This window comes from Salinimicrobium marinum (assembly GCF_014651535.1).
Classification (GTDB): Bacteria; Bacteroidota; Bacteroidia; order Flavobacteriales; family Flavobacteriaceae; genus Salinimicrobium; species Salinimicrobium marinum.
In genome coordinates this window covers 19,178-41,870 of record NZ_BMXB01000020.1, presented here as the reverse complement: position 1 = coordinate 41,870, position 22,693 = coordinate 19,178, and the positions used below count along the sequence as shown (strand labels likewise).

Sequence of the window (22,693 nt, the reverse complement as noted above, 5' to 3'; positions counted from 1 at the left end):
CGGATAATATTGTTCCGGCTATGGAAGTAGATTAATTTTTGGAAATGCTAGAGGATATCGTAAATTGAGGTATGACAAAAGTAGATCACATTAGGAATAAATTGATAAGTCAAATTTTGACTATCAAAAACGAGGAGTTTTTACTTGCCCTGGATACGCTAATTTCTTCAAGTGCGGAAAAATCTGGACCTTTTGAATTAACGAAGGAACAAGAGCTTATGCTTGCAATGAGTGAAGAAGACATTGCAAACGGCCGTACGATATCTCAAGATGATCTAAAGTCAAAATCACTTCAATGGCTGGAAAGCAAGAAAAGTTAGTCGTTGAATGGACTAAGACTGCAGAAATTCAATTTTTCCACATTTTAAACTATTGGACAGAGAGGAATAAATCAACACGGTACGCTGAAAACCTGACTGAACTGGTTTGGGAAAGAACCGAATTTATAGCTGAAAATCCATATGCATCAATAGAAATTGTTCTTCAGGATGTGAGAAAAGCCACTTTGGGACATTTCAGTATTTTTTACAGGATTGGTGAATCAAAGATTTTGATAATGGCATTTTGGGATAATCGTCAGGATCCAGAAAAACTCTACAGCATACTTAAGAATGATAATTTCCGATAAATCTCTTCGGAAAATCCCCTTAACTTTCCTTTCCATCAACTTTTTCAATAGCAATATTAAAAGTAAAAGGAGAGAGGCTTTTTTCAGTCGTACAGGAAGTAGTATTTTAGTACCTTAAACTAAAAAAAATCCAATTCCGGAAAATCTGCTTATATGAAAATAGTTATTTCCCCCGCCAAATCCCTTGATTATAAATCCAAACTTCCTACTACCAGAGGTACGCAACCTCCATTTCTGGAAACAACTGCAAAAGTAAACCGGAAACTTTCCAGGATGTCCAAAAAAGAAATTTCGGAATTGATGGGCGTCAGCGATAAGCTGGCAGACCTTAATCATGCGAGGTATCATGAGTTTGAGGAGGAACACAACAAAAAGAATTCCCGACCTGCCGTTTATGCATTCGCCGGAGATGTTTATACAGGTCTTGACGCCTATAATATCCCGACAGAAAAACTAGATGACCTTCAAAATACTTTACGTATTCTATCCGGCTACTACGGAATCTTAAAACCTTTGGATCTTATTCAGCCTTACCGCCTGGAGATGGGCACAAACCTTTCTGTTGGGAAGAAGAATAATCTGTACGAATTATGGCAGAAGGATATAACAGAATATTTAAATAATGAATTGGAGGAGGATGAGCTGTTTGTAAACCTGGCGAGTCAGGAATATTTTAAATCTGTTGATACAAAAGCGTTGAAAGTTCCGGTAATCACGCCGGTTTTTAAAGATTTTAAAAATGGCAAGTTAAAGATCATTTCCTTTTATGCTAAAAAAGCCCGGGGATCTATGGTGCGGTATATAATTGATTCTGAAGCAAAAACGTTTGATGATCTAAAAGCATTTGATTATGACGGCTACAGGTACAGTGAAGAAGAAACGGTTAAAAAGAATGAGCTTGTTTTTACGAGGTAAACTTCAGAAGAAAATGTGTTAAAAGTATTTAAAAAGCGGTGTCTCACCGCTTTTTTCTTTTTATTTTCTTCAGGAATCAGGAATTTCCATAACTTAGGATGTTAGTACAAATACAACCAAAAAAAAGCAGATTTAAAGGATGAAAATAAATAAGGTTTTAGTAGCAAACAGAGGAGAAATCGCTATCAGGGTTTTCAGAGCCTGCACAGAAATTGGAATACGAACAGTTGGTATTTACACCTTTGAAGACCGGTATGCCCTCCACCGTTACAAGGCCGATGAATCTTACCAGATCGGTGCCGAAAATGAACCTTTAAAGCCGTACCTTGATATTGATGCCATTATAAAGGTAGCGAAGGAAAACGACGTGGATGCCATCCATCCCGGTTATGGTTTCCTTTCTGAAAATGCTGAATTTGCCCGTAAATGTGAAGAGAACGACATCATCTTTGTAGGTCCAAAAGTTTCGGTCCTTAAATCTTTAGGGGATAAAGTGAAAGCCAAGGAAGTGGCTGTAAAAAATGATATCCCTATCATTCAGAGTAGTGAAAAAGATCTGGATAGTGTGGAAACTGCTTTAACTGAAGCAAAACAAATTGGATATCCCGTGATGCTGAAAGCTGCTTCGGGAGGAGGAGGACGTGGAATGCGGGTCATCAGGGATGAAGATCAGTTAAGAAGTGCATTTCCCGAATCTAAACGAGAAGCGAAAAATGCCTTTGGAGATGATACCATGTTTCTGGAAAAATTTGTTGAAAATCCGAAGCATATAGAGATCCAGATCGTTGCCGATGAACATGGAAATATGGTTCATTTGTTCGAGCGGGATTGTTCCGTACAACGCAGGTATCAAAAAGTTATAGAATTTGCTCCTTCTTTTGGTCTGGATGAGGACACAAAGCATAAACTTTATGACTATGCTTTAAAAATCTGTAAAGCGGTTGACTATAATAACATTGGAACCGTAGAGTTCCTGGTGGACGACGACGGAAGTATCTATTTTATAGAGGTGAATCCGCGTATCCAGGTAGAGCACACAGTTACTGAGATCATCACTAATATTGATCTTGTAAAAGCCCAGCTTTTCATTGCCGGCGGATATAAATTATCTGATAAGCAGATAAAAATTGAAAGTCAGGAATCCTTAAAAACCAACGGATTTGCCTTGCAGTGCAGGGTAACTACCGAAGATCCAACCAACGATTTTAAACCAGATTATGGTACGATCACCACTTACAGAAGTGCTTCAGGATTTGGAATAAGACTGGATGCAGGAAGTATTTATCAAGGGGTTTCGATCTCTCCTTTCTTTGATTCCATGCTGGTAAAAATTTCAGCAAGCAGCCGGACCTTAGACGGCGCCTGTCGAAAAATGCGTCGTGCCCTGGCAGAATTCCGGGTACGTGGAGTGATGACCAATATCGGTTTCCTGGATAATATTTTAAAGCACCCTACCTTCAGAAATGGAGAGGTTACTGTGAATTTTATTAAGGAACATCCTGAATTATTTGACATTAAAAAAGGCCGAAACAGGGCTACCAAAATGGTGCAGTTCCTGGGAGATGTTATTGTCAATGGAAACGAGGATGTAAAAAAGCCCGATTTAAAAAGAAAATTTATCAAACCGGTGGTTCCGTCTTATGATAAAATGGGAGGTTATCCCAAAGGTACAAAAGACCTTCTGACAGAGTACGGGCCTGAAAAATTTTCCAGATGGCTGCTTCACGAAGGAAAAGTTCATTATACAGATACCACCATGCGGGATGCACATCAAAGTCTGCTGGCGACCCGTATGCGAACTACCGATATGATGAAAGTTGCGGAAGGTTTTGCTAAAAACCATCCTGAAATATTTAGTTTGGAAGTATGGGGAGGCGCCACTTTTGATGTGAGTATGCGTTTCCTGAAAGAGAATCCGTGGGAGCGTTTAAGATTGCTCCGGAAAGCAATGCCGAATGTCTTACTGCAAATGCTGTTACGTGGCTCCAACGGAGTGGGCTATACGGCCTATCCCGATAACCTGATCGAGAAATTTGTCGAGCAGTCCTGGGAGAACGGGGTGGATGTGTTCAGGATCTTTGACAGCCTAAACTGGATGGAATCCATTGCGCCTTGTATAGAATATGTAAGAAAGAAAACCAACGGACTCGCAGAAGGTACTATTTGCTATACAGGTGATGTTATGGATCCTTCTGAAACGAAATACAATCTGGAGTATTACATACAGATGGCCAAGGACCTTGAAAACGCCGGCGCACATATCCTCGGAATTAAAGATATGGCGGGAATCCTGAAGCCCGATGCTGCTTTTGAACTGATCTCTGCAATAAAATCCAGGGTTCATATTCCAGTACATTTACATACCCATGATACTTCTTCAATCCAGGCTGCTACTTATCTTAAAGCCATAGAAGCAGGGGTAGATGTTGTAGATGTGGCCCTGGGAGGTCTTTCGGGATTAACTTCACAGCCAAACTTTAATTCTGTTGTAGAAATGCTGAGGTTCCATGACCGTGGAAGACAAATCAATTCCGAAAAACTGAATGAATACAGTCAGTACTGGGAAGCCGTGAGACGTTATTATTATCCGTTTGAATCTGGATTACAGGCAGGTTCGGGTGAAGTTTACAAACATCAGATTCCAGGAGGACAATATTCCAACCTGAAACCTCAGGCAGAATCTCTGGGTCTGGCAGACAGGTTCCATGAGATCACCGAAATGTACAGTAAGGTTAACGATCTTTTTGGAGATATTATAAAAGTAACTCCAAGTTCCAAAGTGGTGGGGGATATGGCACAGTTCCTCGTAAGTAACAATCTTAGTATTGAGGATGTACTTGAAAAAGGGGAAGATATTTCCTTTCCACAATCAGTAGTGAGTTTCTTCCGGGGAGAACTGGGACAACCTTACGGAGGTTTTCCGGAGAAAATTCAGAAGATCGTTTTAAAAGGCGAAGAGCCTTATAAAGAAAGACCCAATGCCCACCTTGATCCCATTGATTTCGAAACAGAATTTAAAGAATTTGAAAGTACTTTTAAAGAAGGACTGGGTAGGGACGTTGATATAACAGATTTCCTTTCCTATAAATTATATCCGAAAGTATTCACCGATGCATACAATCATCATGTGAAATATGGGAGTGTTATAAATCTTCCTACAAAAAACTTCTTTTACGGAATGGAAATAGGGGAAGAGATTATTGTGGAACTGGATAGAGGGAAAACCCTTTTGATTCAGCTTACCTCCGTTGGAGAAGCCGATGAAGACGGGATAGTGAAGATCTTCTTCAAGGTGAATGGACAAACCCGAAATATTGAAGTTCAGGATAAATCTGTAAAAGTTGAGAAGGTAGTTCATCAAAAAGTGGATAAAGAAAATAAAAAAGAAATTGGAGCTCCCCTTCAGGGATCACTGTCTTCAGTGCTCGTGGAACCGGGTGAAAAAGTCGACAAAAATCAGCCGCTGTTCGTTATAGAAGCGATGAAAATGGAAACCACGATTACAGCCAATGCTCCGGGAGAAGTAGATAAAATTATCCTAAAAGAAGGAACGATGGTATTTGCCGATGATTTAGTGGTGGTAATGAAGTAAGCACGAGTGGGACGCTCGCGCCATGTTGGAGATGAAAAACACAAGCGGCACGCTCGCGTCTGTTATGAAGTATTAGATAGGTAAGATACGAGCGTCTCGTTCGTATCAACCATATCTATTAGAGGTAATCTGAAAATATTACAGCATCACAAGATCACACCGTCACCAGTTCTCAAATCTCAAATTTAATTTTTCAAATCTTGCACATGTTTCACCACAAACATCCATATCCACCTTTTATTCCTGAGAATGCCACCAAACTCATCGCCGGTACCTTACCGCCTCCCAGGTTCACTACAGGCGAATTAAAGGAAGGAGATGTTGATTTTTGCTACGGAAGCCGCGACGGACTCTTATGGAAGGTAATTGATGAGGTATTTGAACTTGATCTGAAATACGAAACCACTGCAGAGGCAATTCGGCAGCGGGAAGATTTTCTGATCAAAAATAACATAGGAATCTGCGATACGGTAGAAAGTTGCCGAAGGGAAAAGATAGATGCATCCGACCTGGGAATGCAGGAGGTAGAATTAAGGGATCTGATAAAGGTCCTAAGAAAACATCCCACCATTAAAACCCTGCTTTTTACAGGCGGAAACAGCAAAAACGGACCTGAATTTTTCTTTAGAAAACTCCTGAAATTATATGATCTTAAACTGAAAGTAATTGCCAATGATGTGCCCCGGGTACACCAGTTTGTGCTGGATGGAAGGCTTATAAACACAGTTTCACTTACAGCACCTTCCGGCTCAGCTAACAGGGCCATCGGGAGCATGCAGCTTTACAAAGAACTAAAAAAACAAAACCCTGAATTCAATACAATTGATTTCAGGGTTTTGCAATACCGTCAATTTCTTGAAGAAGATTAGACGGGATCTTTTTGTTGAGGGTTTTTTATTTTACCTGGCCTTACATTAAACTTTTGTCGTTTAGGCCGTAGTTTTCCAAAACTACCAATTGAAATTTTTCCTCTTTTGGTCTTTTTGTCTCCTTTCCCCATTACTTCTTGTTTTGCTGGTCTTTTATGGTTTTCTCGTCAATGTCGAAATCATTGGTTCGCTCATCACGATTTCCTATTTCACCACTCAATGGGTCATTGTCACTTCTTCGTTTTTCTTTTCGTTGTCTGTGTTTATCTTCAATCTGTCCCATAGTCTTAGTTTTTAAATTCTATCTAATTTAAGAAATAAAGAAGATTATATCTATTAAAGACCTGTTATAAGTAGGTTAAACTATCTCAGAACTTTAACAAATTCAGAAATTTTATCCACCCCATGATGGGAGAGGTGCTTGATAAATGCACTTCCAATAATTGCTCCTTTAGAAAATTCAGTAGCTTGTTTGAAAGAGGCTGCACTGCTAATCCCGAAGCCAACGATTGTGGGAGTTTTCAGGTCAAGGTTAGAAATTCTTTTAAAATAATCCATTTGTTCATCGCCAAAACCTGTGGTGCCTCCCGTGACACTCGCACTACTAACCATATAAATGAAGCCGTTCGAGACATCATCAATGAAACGGATCCTTTCTTCTGAAGTCTGCGGAGTGATTAGAAAAACCGGGATAAGATCATATTTTTCAAAGATTTCCTGATAATGGGTTTTGTATTCTTCCACCGGAAGATCCGGGATGATCAATCCGTCAATTCCTGTTTCCTTACATTTCTGGCAGAATTTTTCCACGCCATACTGAAGTATCGGATTAAAATATCCCATTATGATCAACGGAATATTCACCGTTTTCCGGATATTAACTATCTGGCTGAACAGCTTATTCGTAGTCATTCCGTTTCTTAAGGCAGCCTCAGAACTTTGCTGGATAGTAGGTCCATCGGCTAACGGATCACTGAATGGAAGTCCGATTTCGATCATATCGGCTCCGCTTTTTTCCAGTGCTTCGATGATCCTTGCTGTATCTTCTATTTCGGGATATCCAGCCGTGAAATAGATGGAAAGCAACTTCTGACTTTCCTGTAGTTTTTGGTTGATGCGGTTCATTATTTTACTATTGAATTAAACCTCACAGGTTTCCAAAACCAGTGAAGTCTGAGAGTTGTTTATAAATTAAAATGTTCGATATAGGTGTTCAAATCTTTATCGCCACGTCCCGAAAGGTTGATCACCACCACATCATCTTCTTTAAATTTTCTCGTCTCAAAAATGGCAAGGGCGTGCGCCGTTTCAATCGCCGGAATAATCCCTTCCAGTTTTGATAATACTAATCCCGCGTCCATGGCATCTTTATCGGTCACGGAAATGAATTCTCCTCTTCCGGTGCGGAAAAGGTTCGCGTGCATCGGCCCAACTCCGGGATAATCGAGTCCGGCGGAAATGGAATACGGCTCCGTGATTTGTCCGTCTTCGGTTTGCATCAGCAGGGTTTTGCTTCCATGGATAATTCCCTCTTTTCCGAGAGCTGAGGTCGCTGCACTTTTTCCGCTTAAAACACCTTCTCCGGCTGCTTCCACAGCAATGATTCCCACGTCTTCGTTGTCAAGGTAATGGTAAAACAAGCCGGCGGCATTACTTCCGCCACCAACGCAGGCAACCACATAATCCGGATTTTCTCGTCCTTCTTTTTCCTTCAGCTGGATCTTTACTTCTTCGGAAATCACACTCTGAAACCGCGCCACCATATCGGGGTACGGATGCGGCCCAACCACAGATCCTATGATATAATGTGTATTTACCGGATTATTGATCCAGTCCCTGATAGCCTCATTCGTAGCATCCTTTAAAGTTCTGCTGCCCGATTTTGCCGGTACCACAGTGGCTCCCAGCATCTTCATTCGTGCCACGTTGGGTGCCTGTCGGGCAATGTCAATTTCACCCATATACACCACGCATTCAATTCCCATTAGTGCACAAACAGTAGCCGTGGCAACGCCATGCTGCCCTGCTCCGGTTTCTGCAATCACACGGGTTTTTCCGAGTTTTTTCGCCATCAGGATCTGTCCGATGGTGTTGTTCACCTTGTGCGCTCCCGTGTGGCAGAGATCTTCTCTTTTGAGATAGATTTTTGTGTTGTATTTTTTGCTGAAACCTTCAGCAAAATATAGCGGAGTAGGACGTCCCACATAATCTTTCAAAAGCTGTTTGAATTCCTTCTGAAAAGATTCTTCTTTCATTATTTCCAGGTACCGTGTACGAAGTTCCTCCACGTTTGGGTACAACATTTCAGGAATATATGCTCCTCCAAAATCGCCGTAATAGCCTCGCTCATCTACTTGATAAGTTGTTTTCATTGTATGTTTTTTTACCTTTGAGGTATGATTGTTCTTAATTCTTTCAGGGTATCCAGGTTTTTGAATCCCGGTTCCAGTTCAAAACGGCTATTTACGTCAATGCCGTAAAATGCCTTCGAAAACTCAAAATCTTTCAACCTGCCGATTTCCTCCAATCCGATTCCTCCACTCAGGAAAAATGGAGTTTCTGAAGGGTAATTTTTTAAAACTTCCCAGTCGAAAGTGATCCCGTTTCCACCTTTGGCTTTGCCTTTGGTGTCAAAAAGAAAGAAATCTACCTTGCTTTCATATTGCTGGAGAATGCTGAAATCAAAGGAATCTTTTACCGAAAACACTTTAATTATTTCCAGACCTACGGCTTTTAAAGCTGCGCAAAACTCCGGACTTTCTTTCCCGTGTAACTGAACCGCCTGTAATTCATGTTTTTTAACTTTTTCCAGAATAAAATCTAAAGAGGCATCTACAAAAACTCCTGTCTTTTTAATCGCTTTATCCAGTTCTGGAATAGCAACCTCAAAATTCCGTGGAGATTTTTCGAAAAATATGAATCCCAAATAATCTGGCTGAAGTACTGCCACCTGCTCAATGTTCTCAGGAAATTTCATTCCGCAAATTTTCAGCTTTAGACCTCTCTGCCCATCGGGAAAAGGGCGCGATTTTTCTTTATTTTTCAGTTCGGAATTCATCTCTGTGCTTGATTACTTTTTGGATTTTAATTCCCTGATAAATTCTTCTGCACTTTTTCCGGGATCTTCGGTTTTCATGAAATTCCCACCAATCAGGAATCCTTTGAAATTATATTTCTGAAGGTCTTTGATAGCTGCCGTGCTGCTAATACCGCTTTCAGAAACCTTTACAAATTCCGACGGGATCTTTTCTGAAAGTTCTTTGCTGATGTTGGTATCAACATCAAAATTTTTCAGGTTTCGGTTGTTCACACCTATCATGTCGATAGAAGACATGATCGACTTCTGTAGTTCTTCCTCGTTATGAACTTCAAGCAATACATCCATTCCCAGGCTTTTTGCCAGTTCCGAAAATGCTTTTATTTCCTTTTTGTTCAGAAGAGCTGCAATTAGCAAAATTACATCTGCGCCAATGGCTTTGGATTCCAGGATCTGGTATTCATCGATCATAAAATCTTTCCGGAGAATCGGAATTTTTACCTCTTCACGTGCAGCAAAAAGATCGTCCATAGAACCTCCGAAATAGATCTCATCTGTAAGAACTGAAATTCCCGATGCACCGGCTTTTTCATAACCGCCGGTGACCTGCTTAACATCTGCATTTAAATTTAAATCAGGAACGGAAGGGGAGCGGCGTTTAAATTCGGCAATAATCCCGGTGTTGCTGTCCCGCAGTTGCTGACTCAGGGAAACACATTTTCGGCTGAATCCCGGCATCAATTCCAGGCTTTTCATGGGAATCAGGTCTTTCTTTTCTTCTACTTCGGCTCTTTTATCAAGTGCTATTTTTTCTAAAATATTCATTTGTTTTCTCAGTTGTTTTAATCCTGTTTTTATTCAGAAAAGAATTAATTTTTGCTGATCTCCTTTAGTTTGGTAAAAGCTGCCAGCCCCTTTCCGGAAAGGAGAGATTCTTTTGCTTCATCAAAACCTTGTTTTGGAGCCAGATTTTTGGCCGTGGCGATGGCCATTCCGGCATTGGCACAAACTACGTTGTTTTGGGGTGCTGTGCCTTTTCCACTGAGGACGTCCATAAAAATTTGTGCAGCAGATTCAATGGAACTTCCGCTTGCAATATCTTCTTCCTTTATTTCCTGAACCCCGAAATCCTGAGGTTTCAAAATTCCTTCAGAATTATTGGAAATCACTTTAGTATTTCCTGTCAAAGAAATTTCATCATAACCATCCAGCGCATGTAAAATAGTAAAATTTTTATCGGTTTTCTGATAAAGATAACCATACATCCTGGCCAGCTCCAGATTAAAAACTCCAACGACCTGATTCTTCGGAAATGCAGGATTTACCATGGGCCCCAGCATATTGAAAAAGGTTTTTACACCCAGATTTCTTCGGATAGGTGCTACTTTTTTCATTGCCGGATGAAAAAGTGCCGCGTGTAAAAAACAGATCCCAGCTTCATTGATGCTCTTCTCCAAAAAATCACTTTCATTGCTGAATTTGATACCCAGGTATTCCATCACGTTGGAACTTCCGCAGCTGGAAGAAACCCCGTAGTTCCCGTGTTTTGTAACATTGACTCCGGCCCCGGCTGTTACAAAAGATGATAAAGTAGATATATTAAAAGTGTCTTTTCCATCGCCTCCCGTTCCGCAAAGATCGATTGGATTGTACTGTTCCAGATCTACCGGTAAACACATTTCCAGCAGTGCATCCCGAAACCCTTCGAGTTCATCAATGGTTATGCTGCGCATCATATAAACGGTGAGAAAAGCAGCAATCTCGCTTTCGTTATAGTCGCCCTGGGAAACATTCACCAAAGCTGCTTTTGCTTCTTCTTTAGAAATGGTTTCGTGATTTATAAGCCTGTTAAGTAGTTGTTTCATCCTCTCTTAATATAGTTGTCTAAAAAGTCTGCTTTTGACATCAACCTGAACTAGTTTCCGGTTCTAATGAATTCTGATTAAATTATTGTTTAGATGCTGAAATCCATTCAGAATGACGTTTTTAAAGATTTTTCAAACAGTCGCATTTTTAGTTTATTGGTTAATTAAATTATTGTCAACTTTCCTGAGCGTTTTTTTAAACCTTTTGCTGGACGGCTTTGCCTTTTCCTTCAGATGCTTTGAAGGAAGGGCTATTTACCCAGTTCTCCAGCATCTTTTTTCCCTGCGGAGTTAAAACCGACTCAGGATGAAATTGTACTGCCCGGACATCAAAATCACGGTGGCGCAGCGACATTACCTGTCCGTTTTCATCGTAGGAAGTTGCTTCGAGACAATCAGGAAGTTTTCCGTCCACTACCCAGGAATGATACCTTCCTACTTCCATCTCCTGTTCGAGTCCGTTGAACAAGGATTCATCCTGTACACATACTTTGATTTTGGAGGCCACTCCGTGAAAAACATCCGGAAGGTTCTGTAATTTTCCTCCAAAAACTTCCCCGATGGCTTGTTGTCCAAGACAGACACCAAAAATACTTTTTGAAGGAGCATAAGTGGAAATAATTTCTTTTAAAAGTCCGGCTTCATCGGGAATTCCGGGACCGGGAGAAAGAAGGATTTTATCGTATTTTTCTACTTCTTCTATAGTTAATTCGTTGTTTCGCCTCACCGTGACCTTGCATCCTAAATCTTCGAGATAATGCACGAGGTTGTAAACAAAAGAATCATAGTTATCAATTACGAGGACCGATGGACCTGTTTGATCCTGTGTGGAAGGTCGTGAAGTTGAATTATTGCTGTTCATATTTTTTGTTTTAACTCCCCTTCTTTAAAAGGGGAGGGAAGGATCTTATATTTCTTCCGCTATTTTTAATGCCTTGGTAAGGGCTCCCAGTTTATTGTAAATTTCCTGAAGTTCGTTTTCTTCTTTAGATTCAGAAACAATTCCTGCTCCCGCTTGAAAATGTAATTGGTGATTTTTGCTCAGAAACGACCTGATCACGATGGCGTGATTGAAATTACCTTCAAAATCCATAAACCCGATAGCCCCGCCGTAAAAATCCCGGTTTACGGGTTCATATTTTTCAATGAGTTGCATGGCTTTATGCTTTGGGGCACCACTTAAAGTTCCGGCCGGGAAAGTGTCGGCTACTACCTGCATGGTGCTGGTGTTAGTATGCTTTTTCCCTGTAACCTTACTTACCAAATGGATCACGTGTGAGAAAAACTGGATTTCCTTATATTTCTCCACTTTTACTTCGCTGCCGTGCCTGCTCAGGTCGTTTCGGGCTAGATCTACCAGCATGACGTGTTCTGCATTTTCCTTTTCATCTGCAGCCAGTCTTTTTGCACTTTCAGCATCTTCTTCATCATTTCCGGTGCGCTTGAAAGTTCCGGCGATTGGGTGGATTTCTGCCTGTCCGTCTTTTACCACCAGCTGTGCCTCGGGAGAACTTCCGAAGATTTTGAAATCGCCATAATCGAAATAAAATAAATATGGCGATGGATTCACATTCCTCAGTGCCCGGTATACATTAAATTCATCCCCTTTGAAATTCTGAGAAAAGCGGCGTGAAAGGACCAGCTGAAAAACATCTCCCCGGAAGCAGTGTTGCTTCGCTTTTTCCACATTTTGCTTGTAATCTTCATCGCTGATATTTGAGACCGCTTCACCTTCCGTAGAAAAATTATAAGAAGCAAAATTCTTTACTTTCAAAAGCTGTGCGATCTCCTCCAGGTTATTTTCTGAATCGTAATTATGATCAAAAATATAAGCTTCGTTGTTGAAATGGTTGATCGCAATGATGTTCTGATAAACAGCGTAGTAAATATCCGGAATTTTAAGATCTTTTTCTTTTTTGGTGATCTCTACATTTTCAAAGTAGCGAACGCCATCATAGGCGATATATCCGAATAAGCCTTTGTTGATGAACTTAAAACTATTATTCTCTGTTTCAAACTGCTGAGAGAATTTATGAATGGCTTCAGGAATATTGACTTCGGAAGTAATCTTGGTTTCAGTTTTAGATTTATCGGGAAAAGTTTGGGTAAGAAGTTCATTTTCTACCTTAATGGAAGCAATGGGATTACAGCAGATGTAGGAGAAACTGTTATCGCTGCCGTGGTAATCACTACTCTCCAGAAGCAGACTATTCGGAAATTTATCCCTGATTTTCAGGTATACACTTACAGGAGTAATGGTATCTGCAAGTAGTTTTTTATAGGTGGTTTTTAGTTTGAACATAAAAAAATTTTAAAGTATGGGCAAAAAAAAAGGCTTGTCGTGATGACAAGCCTTTGTATAATTTTTACATACAGGAGGTTTTGCTCACGACGTTTGACGTAAGTTGTTCCACCACCAGTTATGTGCTAAATTTTTCTTCATTTGAATGACAAATATAGAGATCAAAATTTTTAAAACAAATTTTTTTTACATCTTTTCAGCAGAAAGTTGGCCCCTATAAATTTGTTTTCTAAAGATGTTTGTGCAGCCCTGAACAAATAGGTTTTATATCTTTGTAGGGCATGGTGAAAAACCGTGCAGTAAATGAACTGTAACTTAATAACTGAAACAGCTATGAAAGATTTGACCAAAGAAGAATGGAAAAAACAAATAAGCGGTGATGATAATGCCATGATCCTTGATGTAAGAACTGAAGAGGAAGTGCAGGAGGGATACATCCCGGAATCCAAAAATATCGATATTTATAAGGGTCCGGAATTCGTTAGTGAAATTGAAAAGCTGGATAAATCGAAGAATTACTACGTGTATTGCCGTTCAGGAAAGCGAAGTGCGCAGGCCTGCAGCATCATGGAGCAAATGGGATTTGAGAATACCAACAACCTCCAGGGTGGATTTATGGAATGGGATGGGGACGTTCAGCAGTAAAACTTTTGATTACCTGGGAAATGTTCCGGTTTTGTCGGTTCTTCCTGAAAAATAGAACCCTGAACTTTGATTACAGATGTCTTTGTAACTGATTTTCGGGGTTTTTTGTACCGAGCAGAAAATGCTGAATGCTTTTAATTTAAGAAAGTAGCTAACAGCAACACCCATCCTGTGAGCAAGAGCAATCCTCCCAAAGGAGTAACCGGGCCTAAAAATGTCATTTTCTTTCCTTTTGCTCCGCTAATGGTGAGGCCGTAGATACTAAATGAAAAAAGTATTATTCCGACAATAAAAGACCATCCCATTATTTTCTCCATAGTATTCAAAAAATCTAGCTGAAATCCAAGGATGAGTAGTGCCAAAGCATGGTACATCTGGTACTTTACTCCGGTTTCAAAACTTTTCAATTGATCTTCCGAAAAAATTTTCTTTAAAGCATGTGCGCCAAAGGCTCCAATGACAACAGTAAGCGCTCCAAATACAGCAGCCGATATAAGGATAATTTCTTTCATTATAGTAATGTTTTGGAATCAAAGTTCGGAAAATAACAGGAAGAATTCTCTGTTGTCTGAAGAATGTGCTATTTGTTTAAATAAAAAAGGGAGATCCCCCAATCTCCCTCATTCATTCATTGATTACCAGATCGTACCCTACTTATTAGATCGTGATAATTGTAACTCAAATAACACCAGCAAACATACTAACTTATGCATATATTTTTTCTGGGGATTTTTCCCCTATTTTCAATTTTTAATTGAAATATTTTGAAAAAGCGAAAATAAAATTTTTCACAATTTTTGAATAAACATCGATATTCATGATTGTTTTAATCCCATGGAAGAAAAAACCTACCTACATTCTTCATAACCATTCTTATTCTTTAAAAACGTACAGGGAAGCCAAGTCCACTATGGGATTTTTATATTAGTTGTGTGGGTAGCACTGTTATTTAAGTAATTGGTATGCAGGTTAATACAATTTATTAGGGATGTTTATATCCCTTTGGAATCATGTTTTACAACACATTAGCATTGCTGCTTCACATTTGTTTTGTAGGAATTTACAGTCTTTAACTTTATTTTAAGAAATTAAAATTCTTGTAGTATGTTAGATTTATCCACTAAAATTTAAAGAGATAGAAATTTACTTTTGTGACTATACATGCTTCTTTTCATATGAAGAGGTGACATAAGGCACATTTTTTTAATAATAATTTTTACAGGGTTACTTAAGGATAAATTTGGTTTTTCAACGATAGTCGTAAGAGTGGAATGAATGTTTCCTATCTTCAATATTCCGTAAAATTCTTAAAAAAATGATAATTACTCAACAAAGTCCTGGGGAGTTAGGTATTTTTTGCATAAAATTTAATTATTTAAAATACTGGAGGAACTATTAATAATTCTAAACGTTTTTAGAAAATATTAACAATTTAATATTCAGGGAATTATGAATAATTTATACTTTTAACTATATAAAATTGTTTCCCCCTCCCCCTTTGATCTTTAATTTTCTTTCTATTTATTTAGGAAGAAATAGAACATCTGAACCTCGTGAGAACTGTACTGTGACTCACTCGGCGAAGCCGTGAAAAAATAGAATGTCTTTATCCTTTGTAGATAACATATAAAATATGATCAAAAAATTCCTTTCTCCCGCAAACTGTTAAGATTCCGCTCAATATCTCTACTGGAATTTTCTCCCTCTCCCTTTAATTAAACTTGATATTTCTGAAATAGCGTATAAAACCGCCGTATTCATTAGCGATAGCCTTTTCTATTTTTAAATAAAATATTCTAATCTAAACGAACTTTTTTAGTAAATGCTTTAGAAAGTTAATAAAAGCCTAAATGCAAAAAAGCAAAAGAACATTGAACAGCTAAACAAATCCAATAGATCATTATGTGGTACGTCCTATACACCCGGCCAAAAGCCGAAAAAAGAGTTGCAGAAACTCTGGAAAAAGTTCAAATAGAAGTTTATTGTCCAATGACTACCGAGATCCGGCAATGGAGTGATCGTAAGAAGAAAATAACTGTACCATTGTTTCGATCTTATGTCTTTGTAAGATTAAAAGAAAAGGACAGACATAAGGTTTTTGAGGTACCAGGCGTCGTCCGATATCTGTATTGGTTGGGAAAACCCGCTGTTGTGAGAGATTTGGAGATTGAAATCATCAAGAATTGGATCAGTCAAGAAACAGTGGAAGAACTTGTAATACACCAACTTTCGGAGGGAGAAAGGATACGGATCTTATCTGGTGCTTTTAAAGATGAAGAAGCAATTATTGAAAAAATTGGACCAAAAAGGGTGCGCCTTATTCTTATCAGACTTGGATGTATCGTGAATGCGAGAATTAAAGACCTTATCCCCACACCGATAGCGGTGTGAGAGGTGAAATATATGTTCCCTCCGATTCCATCGTCCTTCCATTTGTAGAGATCATTTATTAGAAAATATCCATAGCGGATGTCTAAAAGTATTCCTGAAATGGAGGTGTACTCCCCTTACTGATTTTATGGTTTAATTTTTATACCTCTTCCAGCTGGTGGAGCGGACAGCAGGTAATGATGTTTTTAAGTTATTCAGGATTTTGAAAAATTGTGAGACTTTCCCTGAGTAGGCAATAAAGAATCTTTAATTACAAAGTCTGCCCCAGGTGGGAGCCCAAGATAATGTTGAGCTTCAGAGCAAGTAGACCATAAGCTACGAAATCAGGTTATAATCACCTTACAGAATCCACCCTTTACTATATAAGCAGCCATAGTATTTGCTTCTAAGCAGGAACAGTTTCTCTTGGTAACGGAGTAGCCGGAAGGGTAAAAAGTTTTGGAAAATCGATTCCTGTTTGGACCTCACACATATATTGTACCATTTGGGGGCCTGGGTTGAAACCGGCTGTTACTATTTGCAAACGAATGGTCATAAGGGTTTGGAAGAATATGCCTTAATAAATTAAAACATACACTTATCAATGATGAAAGTAGCATTAATTACAGGGGTTACTGGTCAGGACGGATCCTACCTGAGTGAACTTCTTCTGAATAAAGGGTATATAGTCCACGGTATTAAACGTCGTGCGTCTCAGTTCAACACGGAGCGGGTAGATCATCTGTATCAGGATCCGCATGTGGAAAATCGAAATTTTATCCTTCATTACGGGGACATGACAGACAGCACGAATCTTATTCGGCTCATACAGACCATTCAACCCGATGAAATCTATAATCTTGCGGCTATGAGTCATGTGCAGGTGTCCTTTGAAATTCCGGAATACACAGGAAATACAGATGCACTGGGTACTCTGAGAATATTAGATGCGGTAAGACTGCTAGGACTTGAAAAGAAGGTAAGGATCTATCAGGCTTCCACTTCGGAACTTTACGGAAAGGTCCAGGAAGTCCCGCAGAGTGAGACCACACCCTTCTATCCCAGAAGTCCTTATGCCGTGGCAAAATTATATGCCTACTGGATGACAGTAAACTATAGAGAAGCTTACGGAATGTTTGCATGTAACGGAATTCTTTTTAATCACGAATCACCTATGAGGGGAGAGACCTTTGTCACCCGAAAGATTACCCGGGCTGCTGCCAGGATTACTCTTGGGCTCCAGGACAAACTTTATTTGGGAAATCTTGATGCTCGTAGGGACTGGGGGCATGCAAAGGACTACGTGCGTATGATGTGGATGATTCTTCAGGCAGACGAGCCGGAAGACTGGGTCATCGCTACCGGGGTAACTACTACCGTCAGGGATTTTGTAAGGTTGGCTTTTGCAGAAGTGGGAATCCATTTGAAATTTGAGGGAGCCGGTGCTGCCGAAAAAGCTTATGTAGTGTACTGCGCAAATCCCGAATATCAGGTCGAGGAAGGAAAAGAAGTGCTGGCAGTGGATCCACGTTATTATAGACCCACTGAGGTGGAACTGTTGGTGGGAGATGCGACAAAAGCAAAAACCAAACTGGGATGGGTTCCAGAGCACGACCTCCATTTTCTTGTAAAGGAAATGATGCAACACGACCTTTATTTGATGCAAAAGGAAAATAGTCTCAGAGAATCCGGGTTCAGGATACTAAACTATTTTGATTAAAAAAATCAAAAACATAGCCGATACCGTTAACCTCTTATTTAAAACAGACAGAACAAATAATTTTTTTAACAGGATAGAATTTTAGGGCCAAATTGAGCAAAAATGAAAACAGATTCCAAAATATACATTGCAGGACATCGCGGTCTTGTAGGTAGTGCTATCTTCAATGATTTGAGAAAAAAGGGTTATTCTAATCTCGTAACTCGTACCCGGCAGGAGTTAGATCTTATAGATGCTAAAGCTGTTCTGAGTTTTTTCGAAAACGAAAAACCTGAATACGTGTTTCTCGCGGCTGCACGTGTGGGAGGAATTATATCGAACAATATATATAGGGCTGATGCAATTTATCAGAACATAATGATACAGACTAACGTGATTCACGCCAGTTACCTTCACAAGGTAACAAAGCTCATGTTTTTTGGAAGTACTTGTATTTATCCCAAAGACAGTCCACAACCTATAAAGGAAGAATATTTACTTACCGACCCTCTGGAATATACCAATGAGCCTTATGCCATAACGAAAATTGCAGGTATTAAGATGTGTGAGAGTTACAACCTGCAGTACGGCACTAACTTCATTTCAGTAATGCCAACAAACCTTTACGGACCCAAAGATAATTTTGATCTTGAAAAATCCCATGTATTGCCAGCCCTTATCAGGAAGATGCACTTGGGAAAGGCCCTGGAAAATGACAATTGGGAGGCTATAGCAGATGACCTCAATAAGAGGCCTATAGAAGGTATTGACGGGAGCCAGGGAAAAGATGAGATTATAAAGATCCTTCACAAATACGGGATTCGGCGTATTCACAATTCCGGGATGCGACTTAGCGAAGGTACGGAAGCAGATTCGACAGTGGCTATAGAGATATGGGGCAGTGGAAAGCCACTTCGGGAATTTCTGTGGAGTGAGGAAATGGCAGATGCCTGTGTTTTTTTAATGGAAAGGTATGATTTTCAGGATATAGTGGAGCTCCAGGGGGAAATGAGCGGGTTTACTAAAGAAATAAGAAACACTCACATTAACATAGGTACCGGGAGGGAAATAACAATTGCACATCTGGCAGAAATTGTAAAGGTGATCGTGAAATACAAAGGGAAGCTATTTTTTGACACCTCCAAGCCTGATGGTGCGTATAGAAAACTTACAGATGTCTCCAAACTCAGAGCTTTGGGATGGAAATATGACATCGAGCTGGACGAGGGAGTTTATAGGTTGTATATGTGGTATAAGTCCAGTGTGTACAACTCTAGCCCTGTAAAAATATAACTCTCATAGCTGTCTGTCAATACAAAGATCACGCTACGGCAGCTTTTTACTTCACTTTAACCAAAACTTTCTCATGATAAACGTTGGAATTATAGGATACGGATACTGGGGTACCAACCTTGTAAGAAATTTTTTTGCAGCAAAGAACTGTTGTGTCAAATCTGTGGCTGACTTTCGGCCTGAAAGGTTACAGCAATTGGAGCGGTCCTTTCCCTCTGTAAAGGGAGTAAAACATGCCCTGGAGATCATCCAGGATCCCGAGATCAATGCCGTGGTTATTGCTACTCCTGTTTTTACGCATTTCGAACTGGCCAGGGAGGCAATCCTTGCAGGGAAAAATGTGTTGTTGGAAAAGCCCATGACATCTTCCGTAGAAGAGGCTGAAATATTGATTGATCTGGCTGAGCAGAAAGGAGTGCTCCTGATGGTGGATCACACTTATCTTTACACTGGAGCTGTAGAGAAAATGAAGCAGCTAATCGATCGCAGTGAATTAGGGTGTATAAAATATCTGGACTCTACCAGGATCAACCTGGGACTATTCCAGTCGGATATAAACGTCTTGTGGGATCTTGCGCCCCATGACCTTTCCATCCTGAAATATCTGGTATCAGAACAGCCATACAGTGTGAATGCCCGAGGCATTACGCACACGGAAAACCGGATAGAGAACATCGCCTACCTTACGGTGAACTTCCAATCCGGACTCATTGCTCATTTCAATTGTTCATGGAGCAGTCCCGTGAAATTGAGAATGATGCTCATTGGTGGTGATAAAAAGATGATTCTTTTTAATGATCTGGAACCAACGGAAAAGATCAAGGTCTATGATACGGGATACAGTTATGCTACAGATGAAGAAAAGAAGCAGGTTTTGGTCGACTACAGGACAGGTGACATTCATGTGCCTAAAGTCGCAACTTCAGAGGCCCTGTTAAATATGGCGGAAGATTTTATTAGTTGTATTGAACAAAAAAATACCCCAAAATCTTCCTCATATCTTGGTCTGGAGGTCGTCCGTATTTTGGAAGCCTCTACTCAGTCAATTCGGAACCATGGAAAAGAAGTCATATTAGAACCTTCGTATGCTGCGGCTCTTATGCACTCATAATAAGCGATAAAATGGAAAAAATAACAGTTGAGAATGAGAAACAAAGTCTCCAAAATGTGAGACTGGGTAAGGGAGTGAAAATCTACAACTTCGTGAATGCTTACGGTTGCAGCATTGATGACGGGACTAAGGTAGGCACTTTTGTGGAAATTCAGAAAGGAGCCACAATTGGTAAAAATTGCAAAATATCTAGTCATTCATTTATCTGTGAGGGGGTGCACATTGAAAACAACGTTTTTATTGGTCATAATGTGACCTTTATCAACGATAAGTTTCCAAGGGCGACAAATGAGGATGGTTCCATGCAAAGTGAGGCTGATTGGCACTGCATGGAAACTTTTGTGGAAGAGGGTGCTTCTATTGGCTCGAGCGCTACCATTCTTGGCGGAATACGAATAGGAAAAGAAGCTATAGTGGGTGCCGGTGCTGTGGTTACCCGTAATGTTCCTGCAGGAGCGATGGTGGTAGGTAATCCCGCCAGAATCATTAAGAAAAAAAATGAACTTTCAGTGGAAAGTAATTAAATCCAGACTACGCGGTCTAGAAGCCGCCAGGTCTACGTAAAAAAATCGTTAAAGCCCCCGTTTCACTAGTGTTTAAAAAAAAGAATATGGATGTACTACAAAAAAATATCAGTAAGATTCAGTGCCTCGATCTGAATCGTCAGCATGAGAGTATCAAAGGTGAGATTTTCAGAGCTTTTGAGGAGGTATATGACCAAACAGCTTTCTCGGGAGGTTCCTTCGTGGAACATTTTGAAAGAGAGTTTGCTGGCTTGTGCCGTACGAAATTTGCAGTGGGAGTCAATAATGGAACTTCAGCATTACATCTTGCTCTCCTGGCTTTGGGAATTGGACCTGGAGATGAGGTAATAGTACCCGCCAATACCTTCATAGCAACAGCATGGGCTGTAACTTATGTAGGGGCCACTCCTGTCTTTGTAGACTGCAGGGAAGATACCTGGCAAATAGACGCCGACAGAGTGGAGGAGCAAATCAGCCTCAAAACGAAGGCTGTCATCGGGGTCCATTTATACGGGCAACCGTTTGACGTCGATGCAGTGTCACAAATCTGTGCAAATAATGGAATCTTCCTTATAGAGGATGCAGCTCAGGCGCACGGGGCTCTGTATAGAAAGCAGCCGGTGGGCGGTTTTGGAGAAATGGGCTGTTTTAGTTTTTATCCAGGTAAGAACCTGGGTGCCTGTGGGGAAGGAGGTGGTATTACAACCAATAATGAAAAGTATTACACTCACCTGCTCAGTTTAAGGAACCACGGATGTGTCGTGCGGTATTACCACGATGAAGTGGGTTACAACATGAGGATGGGAGGACTGGAAGGGGCTTCCCTTCGGGTAAAGCTAAAATATCTTCCTTCCTGGAACGACCGCAGAAGGGAAATAGCTAAACGCTATCAGGAACATATCAGCAATGAAAAATTCAAAATGCAGTTCCAACCCTCGTGGGCAGAATCGGTATATCATCTTTTTGTAATCTGTACTAAAGATCCGGTGGTATTGCAGAAATATCTCAACGAACACAATATCAATCCAGGGTTTCATTATCCAGTGCCTTGTCACCTGCAAAAAGCATATGCATCATTAAACTATCGACAAGGAGACATGCCAAATGCAGAATATTTAGCCAGTCACTGTGTTTCTCTTCCTATGTATGCAGAAATGACAGAAGAGGAAGTCAACAGAGTGATTGAGGTACTTAATCTTTATTGACAATGAGCCGTGAAAAATTGGTCCTTTTTCCTTATAACGGAAACGCCATAGAAGCACTGGACTGCCTAGATAGCTCAACATATGATTTTCTTGGTTTTATAGATGATGATACTAGTAAAACCTCCCCGGATTATGAGATTTTTGGAAGAGATATTCTACAACATAAGGAGATTCGATTGTTGGCAGTACCTGGCAGTCCACATAGTTTTTTAAAAAGAAAAGAACTTATCTCTTCTTTAGTGGACAATGAGGACCGATTCATAACTCTTATTCATCCTAAAGTTCATGTAGGTAGAGGAGTGACAATAGGAAAGAATTGCCTCATCATGGCAGGAGTGGTACTTACCAGTAATGCAGTTATTGGGGATCATGTATGTATCCTGCCCAATTCCGTTATTCATCATGATTCGCAGGTGCAGGATTATACCTTGATCGGAAGTGGTGTGGTGGTGGCAGGGGGTACTTTAATCGGCAAGAATTGCTATATCGGCAGCGGGTCGAGTATCATAAATGGAATAAGCATCGGGGATCATTCGCTGATAGGAATAGGAAGTAATGTCCTGAAAGATGTTAACTCCAGAGCCAGAATGGTGGGTAACCCCGCCCGAAATATAATTATTAACTGATCCTAATTTTCG

Annotated in this window: 23 protein-coding genes; 13 read left to right on the top strand and 10 right to left on the bottom strand. The window is 40.2% G+C overall.

Annotated features, from left to right (window positions below; genetic code table 11):
- The first annotated feature begins 116 nt into the window (after positions 1–116).
- The 5 genes from IE056_RS16595 (at position 117) to IE056_RS16575 (ending at position 6,004) form a co-directional block, all read left to right on the top strand.
- Complete coding sequence (locus tag IE056_RS16595) at positions 117–320, top strand: hypothetical protein (RefSeq protein ID WP_229793796.1); 204 nt, start codon at positions 117–119, stop codon at positions 318–320.
- Complete coding sequence (locus IE056_RS16590) at positions 296–628, top strand: type II toxin-antitoxin system RelE/ParE family toxin (RefSeq protein WP_189606017.1); 333 nt, start codon at positions 296–298, stop codon at positions 626–628. The genes IE056_RS16595 and IE056_RS16590 overlap by 25 nt, the downstream gene beginning before the upstream one ends.
- 153 nt (positions 629–781) lie before the next feature.
- A complete protein-coding gene (gene yaaA / locus IE056_RS16585; protein ID WP_189606016.1) occupies positions 782–1,543 on the top strand; it encodes a peroxide stress protein YaaA in 762 nt (253 codons plus the stop codon).
- 139 nt (positions 1,544–1,682) lie between these two features.
- The gene (locus IE056_RS16580) at positions 1,683–5,135 is read left to right on the top strand and encodes a pyruvate carboxylase (protein ID WP_189606013.1); all 3,453 of its coding nucleotides are present in this window, start codon (positions 1,683–1,685) and stop codon (positions 5,133–5,135) included.
- A gap of 206 nt (positions 5,136–5,341) precedes the next feature.
- Entirely contained in the window at positions 5,342–6,004 is a 663-nt protein-coding gene (locus IE056_RS16575; RefSeq protein ID WP_189606011.1) for a uracil-DNA glycosylase family protein, read from the top strand.
- Here IE056_RS16575 and IE056_RS16570 read toward each other — a convergent pair.
- From IE056_RS16570 to IE056_RS16530, 9 genes are all read right to left on the bottom strand, one after another.
- The gene (locus IE056_RS16570; protein ID WP_189606009.1) at positions 6,001–6,135 is read right to left on the bottom strand and encodes a 30S ribosomal protein THX; all 135 of its coding nucleotides are present in this window, start codon (positions 6,133–6,135) and stop codon (positions 6,001–6,003) included. The genes IE056_RS16575 and IE056_RS16570 overlap by 4 nt on opposite strands.
- Positions 6,135–6,287 carry a hypothetical protein gene (locus IE056_RS16565; protein WP_189606007.1) on the bottom strand — a complete coding sequence of 51 codons (153 nt, stop codon included), beginning with the start codon at positions 6,285–6,287 and terminating at the stop codon, positions 6,135–6,137. Before IE056_RS16565 ends, IE056_RS16570 begins: the two co-directional genes overlap by 1 nt.
- 80 nt (positions 6,288–6,367) lie before the next feature.
- A complete protein-coding gene (gene trpA / locus IE056_RS16560; protein WP_189606005.1) occupies positions 6,368–7,129 on the bottom strand; it encodes a tryptophan synthase subunit alpha in 762 nt (253 codons plus the stop codon).
- Between the two features lie 59 nt (positions 7,130–7,188).
- Positions 7,189–8,376, bottom strand: coding sequence for a tryptophan synthase subunit beta (gene trpB / locus IE056_RS16555; RefSeq protein WP_189606003.1), 1,188 nt, complete (start codon positions 8,374–8,376; stop codon positions 7,189–7,191).
- Between the two features lie 11 nt (positions 8,377–8,387).
- Entirely contained in the window at positions 8,388–8,981 is a 594-nt protein-coding gene (locus tag IE056_RS16550) for a phosphoribosylanthranilate isomerase (protein ID WP_189606001.1), read from the bottom strand.
- A 93-nt stretch (positions 8,982–9,074) separates the two neighbouring features.
- Complete coding sequence (gene trpC / locus IE056_RS16545; protein WP_189606000.1) at positions 9,075–9,866, bottom strand: indole-3-glycerol phosphate synthase TrpC; 792 nt, start codon at positions 9,864–9,866, stop codon at positions 9,075–9,077.
- 44 nt (positions 9,867–9,910) lie between these two features.
- Positions 9,911–10,906, bottom strand: a complete 996-nt coding sequence (gene trpD, locus IE056_RS16540) for an anthranilate phosphoribosyltransferase (RefSeq protein ID WP_189605998.1) — start codon at positions 10,904–10,906, stop codon at positions 9,911–9,913.
- A 196-nt stretch (positions 10,907–11,102) separates the two neighbouring features.
- On the bottom strand, positions 11,103–11,768 hold the full coding sequence (locus tag IE056_RS16535; RefSeq protein WP_189605996.1) for an anthranilate synthase component II: 666 nt from the start codon (positions 11,766–11,768) through the stop codon (positions 11,103–11,105).
- 45 nt (positions 11,769–11,813) lie between these two features.
- Entirely contained in the window at positions 11,814–13,208 is a 1,395-nt protein-coding gene (locus tag IE056_RS16530) for an anthranilate synthase component I family protein (protein WP_189605994.1), read from the bottom strand.
- Positions 13,209–13,541: 333 nt separating this feature from the next.
- Between IE056_RS16530 and IE056_RS16525 the strand changes: the two genes are divergently transcribed.
- The gene (locus IE056_RS16525) at positions 13,542–13,853 is read left to right on the top strand and encodes a rhodanese-like domain-containing protein (RefSeq protein ID WP_189605992.1); all 312 of its coding nucleotides are present in this window, start codon (positions 13,542–13,544) and stop codon (positions 13,851–13,853) included.
- A 134-nt stretch (positions 13,854–13,987) separates the two neighbouring features.
- Here IE056_RS16525 and IE056_RS16520 read toward each other — a convergent pair whose 3' ends face one another.
- Entirely contained in the window at positions 13,988–14,365 is a 378-nt protein-coding gene (locus IE056_RS16520; RefSeq protein ID WP_189605990.1) for a DUF423 domain-containing protein, read from the bottom strand.
- Positions 14,366–15,755: 1,390 nt separating this feature from the next.
- On the opposite strand from IE056_RS16520, the gene IE056_RS16515 reads away from it, so the two are divergent.
- The 7 genes from IE056_RS16515 (at position 15,756) to IE056_RS16485 (ending at position 22,681) form a co-directional block, all read left to right on the top strand.
- A complete protein-coding gene (locus IE056_RS16515) occupies positions 15,756–16,244 on the top strand; it encodes a UpxY family transcription antiterminator (protein WP_308427656.1) in 489 nt (162 codons plus the stop codon).
- Between the two features lie 586 nt (positions 16,245–16,830).
- Positions 16,831–17,943 (top strand): GDP-mannose 4,6-dehydratase, encoded by a 1,113-nt coding sequence (gene gmd, locus IE056_RS16510; protein WP_189605988.1) that lies wholly within the window; start codon positions 16,831–16,833, stop codon positions 17,941–17,943.
- Between the two features lie 102 nt (positions 17,944–18,045).
- Positions 18,046–19,215: a GDP-L-fucose synthase family protein gene (locus IE056_RS16505; protein WP_189605986.1), complete on the top strand. Its 1,170-nt coding sequence runs from the start codon at positions 18,046–18,048 to the stop codon at positions 19,213–19,215.
- 73 nt (positions 19,216–19,288) lie between these two features.
- Positions 19,289–20,326, top strand: a complete 1,038-nt coding sequence (locus IE056_RS16500; RefSeq protein ID WP_189605984.1) for a Gfo/Idh/MocA family protein — start codon at positions 19,289–19,291, stop codon at positions 20,324–20,326.
- 11 nt (positions 20,327–20,337) lie between these two features.
- Entirely contained in the window at positions 20,338–20,850 is a 513-nt protein-coding gene (locus IE056_RS16495) for an acyltransferase (RefSeq protein ID WP_189605982.1), read from the top strand.
- 86 nt (positions 20,851–20,936) lie between these two features.
- Positions 20,937–22,055 (top strand): DegT/DnrJ/EryC1/StrS family aminotransferase, encoded by a 1,119-nt coding sequence (locus tag IE056_RS16490; protein ID WP_189605980.1) that lies wholly within the window; start codon positions 20,937–20,939, stop codon positions 22,053–22,055.
- 2 nt (positions 22,056–22,057) lie between these two features.
- Positions 22,058–22,681: a NeuD/PglB/VioB family sugar acetyltransferase gene (locus tag IE056_RS16485; protein ID WP_189605979.1), complete on the top strand. Its 624-nt coding sequence runs from the start codon at positions 22,058–22,060 to the stop codon at positions 22,679–22,681.
- Positions 22,682–22,693 lie beyond the last annotated feature (12 nt).

Bases quoted from the DNA above. Each gene is read 5' to 3' on its own strand.
- IE056_RS16570 (WP_189606009.1), bottom strand. From the start codon at position 6,135: ATGGGGAAAGGAGACAAAAAGACCAAAAGAGGAAAAATTTCAATTGGT.
- IE056_RS16490 (WP_189605980.1), top strand. From the start codon at position 20,937: ATGGATGTACTACAAAAAAATATCAGTAAGATTCAGTGCCTCGATCTG.
- gmd (WP_189605988.1), top strand. From the start codon at position 16,831: ATGAAAGTAGCATTAATTACAGGGGTTACTGGTCAGGACGGATCCTAC.
- IE056_RS16500 (WP_189605984.1), top strand. From the start codon at position 19,289: ATGATAAACGTTGGAATTATAGGATACGGATACTGGGGTACCAACCTT.
- IE056_RS16535 (WP_189605996.1), bottom strand. From the start codon at position 11,768: ATGAACAGCAATAATTCAACTTCACGACCTTCCACACAGGATCAAACA.
- IE056_RS16530 (WP_189605994.1), bottom strand. From the start codon at position 13,208: ATGTTCAAACTAAAAACCACCTATAAAAAACTACTTGCAGATACCATT.
- IE056_RS16485 (WP_189605979.1), top strand. From the start codon at position 22,058: ATGAGCCGTGAAAAATTGGTCCTTTTTCCTTATAACGGAAACGCCATA.
- trpB (WP_189606003.1), bottom strand. From the start codon at position 8,376: ATGAAAACAACTTATCAAGTAGATGAGCGAGGCTATTACGGCGATTTT.
- IE056_RS16515 (WP_308427656.1), top strand. From the start codon at position 15,756: ATGTGGTACGTCCTATACACCCGGCCAAAAGCCGAAAAAAGAGTTGCA.
- IE056_RS16495 (WP_189605982.1), top strand. From the start codon at position 20,338: ATGGAAAAAATAACAGTTGAGAATGAGAAACAAAGTCTCCAAAATGTG.
- IE056_RS16580 (WP_189606013.1), top strand. From the start codon at position 1,683: ATGAAAATAAATAAGGTTTTAGTAGCAAACAGAGGAGAAATCGCTATC.
- IE056_RS16505 (WP_189605986.1), top strand. From the start codon at position 18,046: ATGAAAACAGATTCCAAAATATACATTGCAGGACATCGCGGTCTTGTA.
- IE056_RS16575 (WP_189606011.1), top strand. From the start codon at position 5,342: ATGTTTCACCACAAACATCCATATCCACCTTTTATTCCTGAGAATGCC.
- trpD (WP_189605998.1), bottom strand. From the start codon at position 10,906: ATGAAACAACTACTTAACAGGCTTATAAATCACGAAACCATTTCTAAA.
- IE056_RS16520 (WP_189605990.1), bottom strand. From the start codon at position 14,365: ATGAAAGAAATTATCCTTATATCGGCTGCTGTATTTGGAGCGCTTACT.
- trpA (WP_189606005.1), bottom strand. From the start codon at position 7,129: ATGAACCGCATCAACCAAAAACTACAGGAAAGTCAGAAGTTGCTTTCC.
- IE056_RS16525 (WP_189605992.1), top strand. From the start codon at position 13,542: ATGAAAGATTTGACCAAAGAAGAATGGAAAAAACAAATAAGCGGTGAT.
- IE056_RS16590 (WP_189606017.1), top strand. From the start codon at position 296: ATGGCTGGAAAGCAAGAAAAGTTAGTCGTTGAATGGACTAAGACTGCA.
- trpC (WP_189606000.1), bottom strand. From the start codon at position 9,866: ATGAATATTTTAGAAAAAATAGCACTTGATAAAAGAGCCGAAGTAGAA.
- yaaA (WP_189606016.1), top strand. From the start codon at position 782: ATGAAAATAGTTATTTCCCCCGCCAAATCCCTTGATTATAAATCCAAA.
- IE056_RS16565 (WP_189606007.1), bottom strand. From the start codon at position 6,287: ATGGGACAGATTGAAGATAAACACAGACAACGAAAAGAAAAACGAAGA.
- IE056_RS16550 (WP_189606001.1), bottom strand. From the start codon at position 8,981: ATGAAATTTCCTGAGAACATTGAGCAGGTGGCAGTACTTCAGCCAGAT.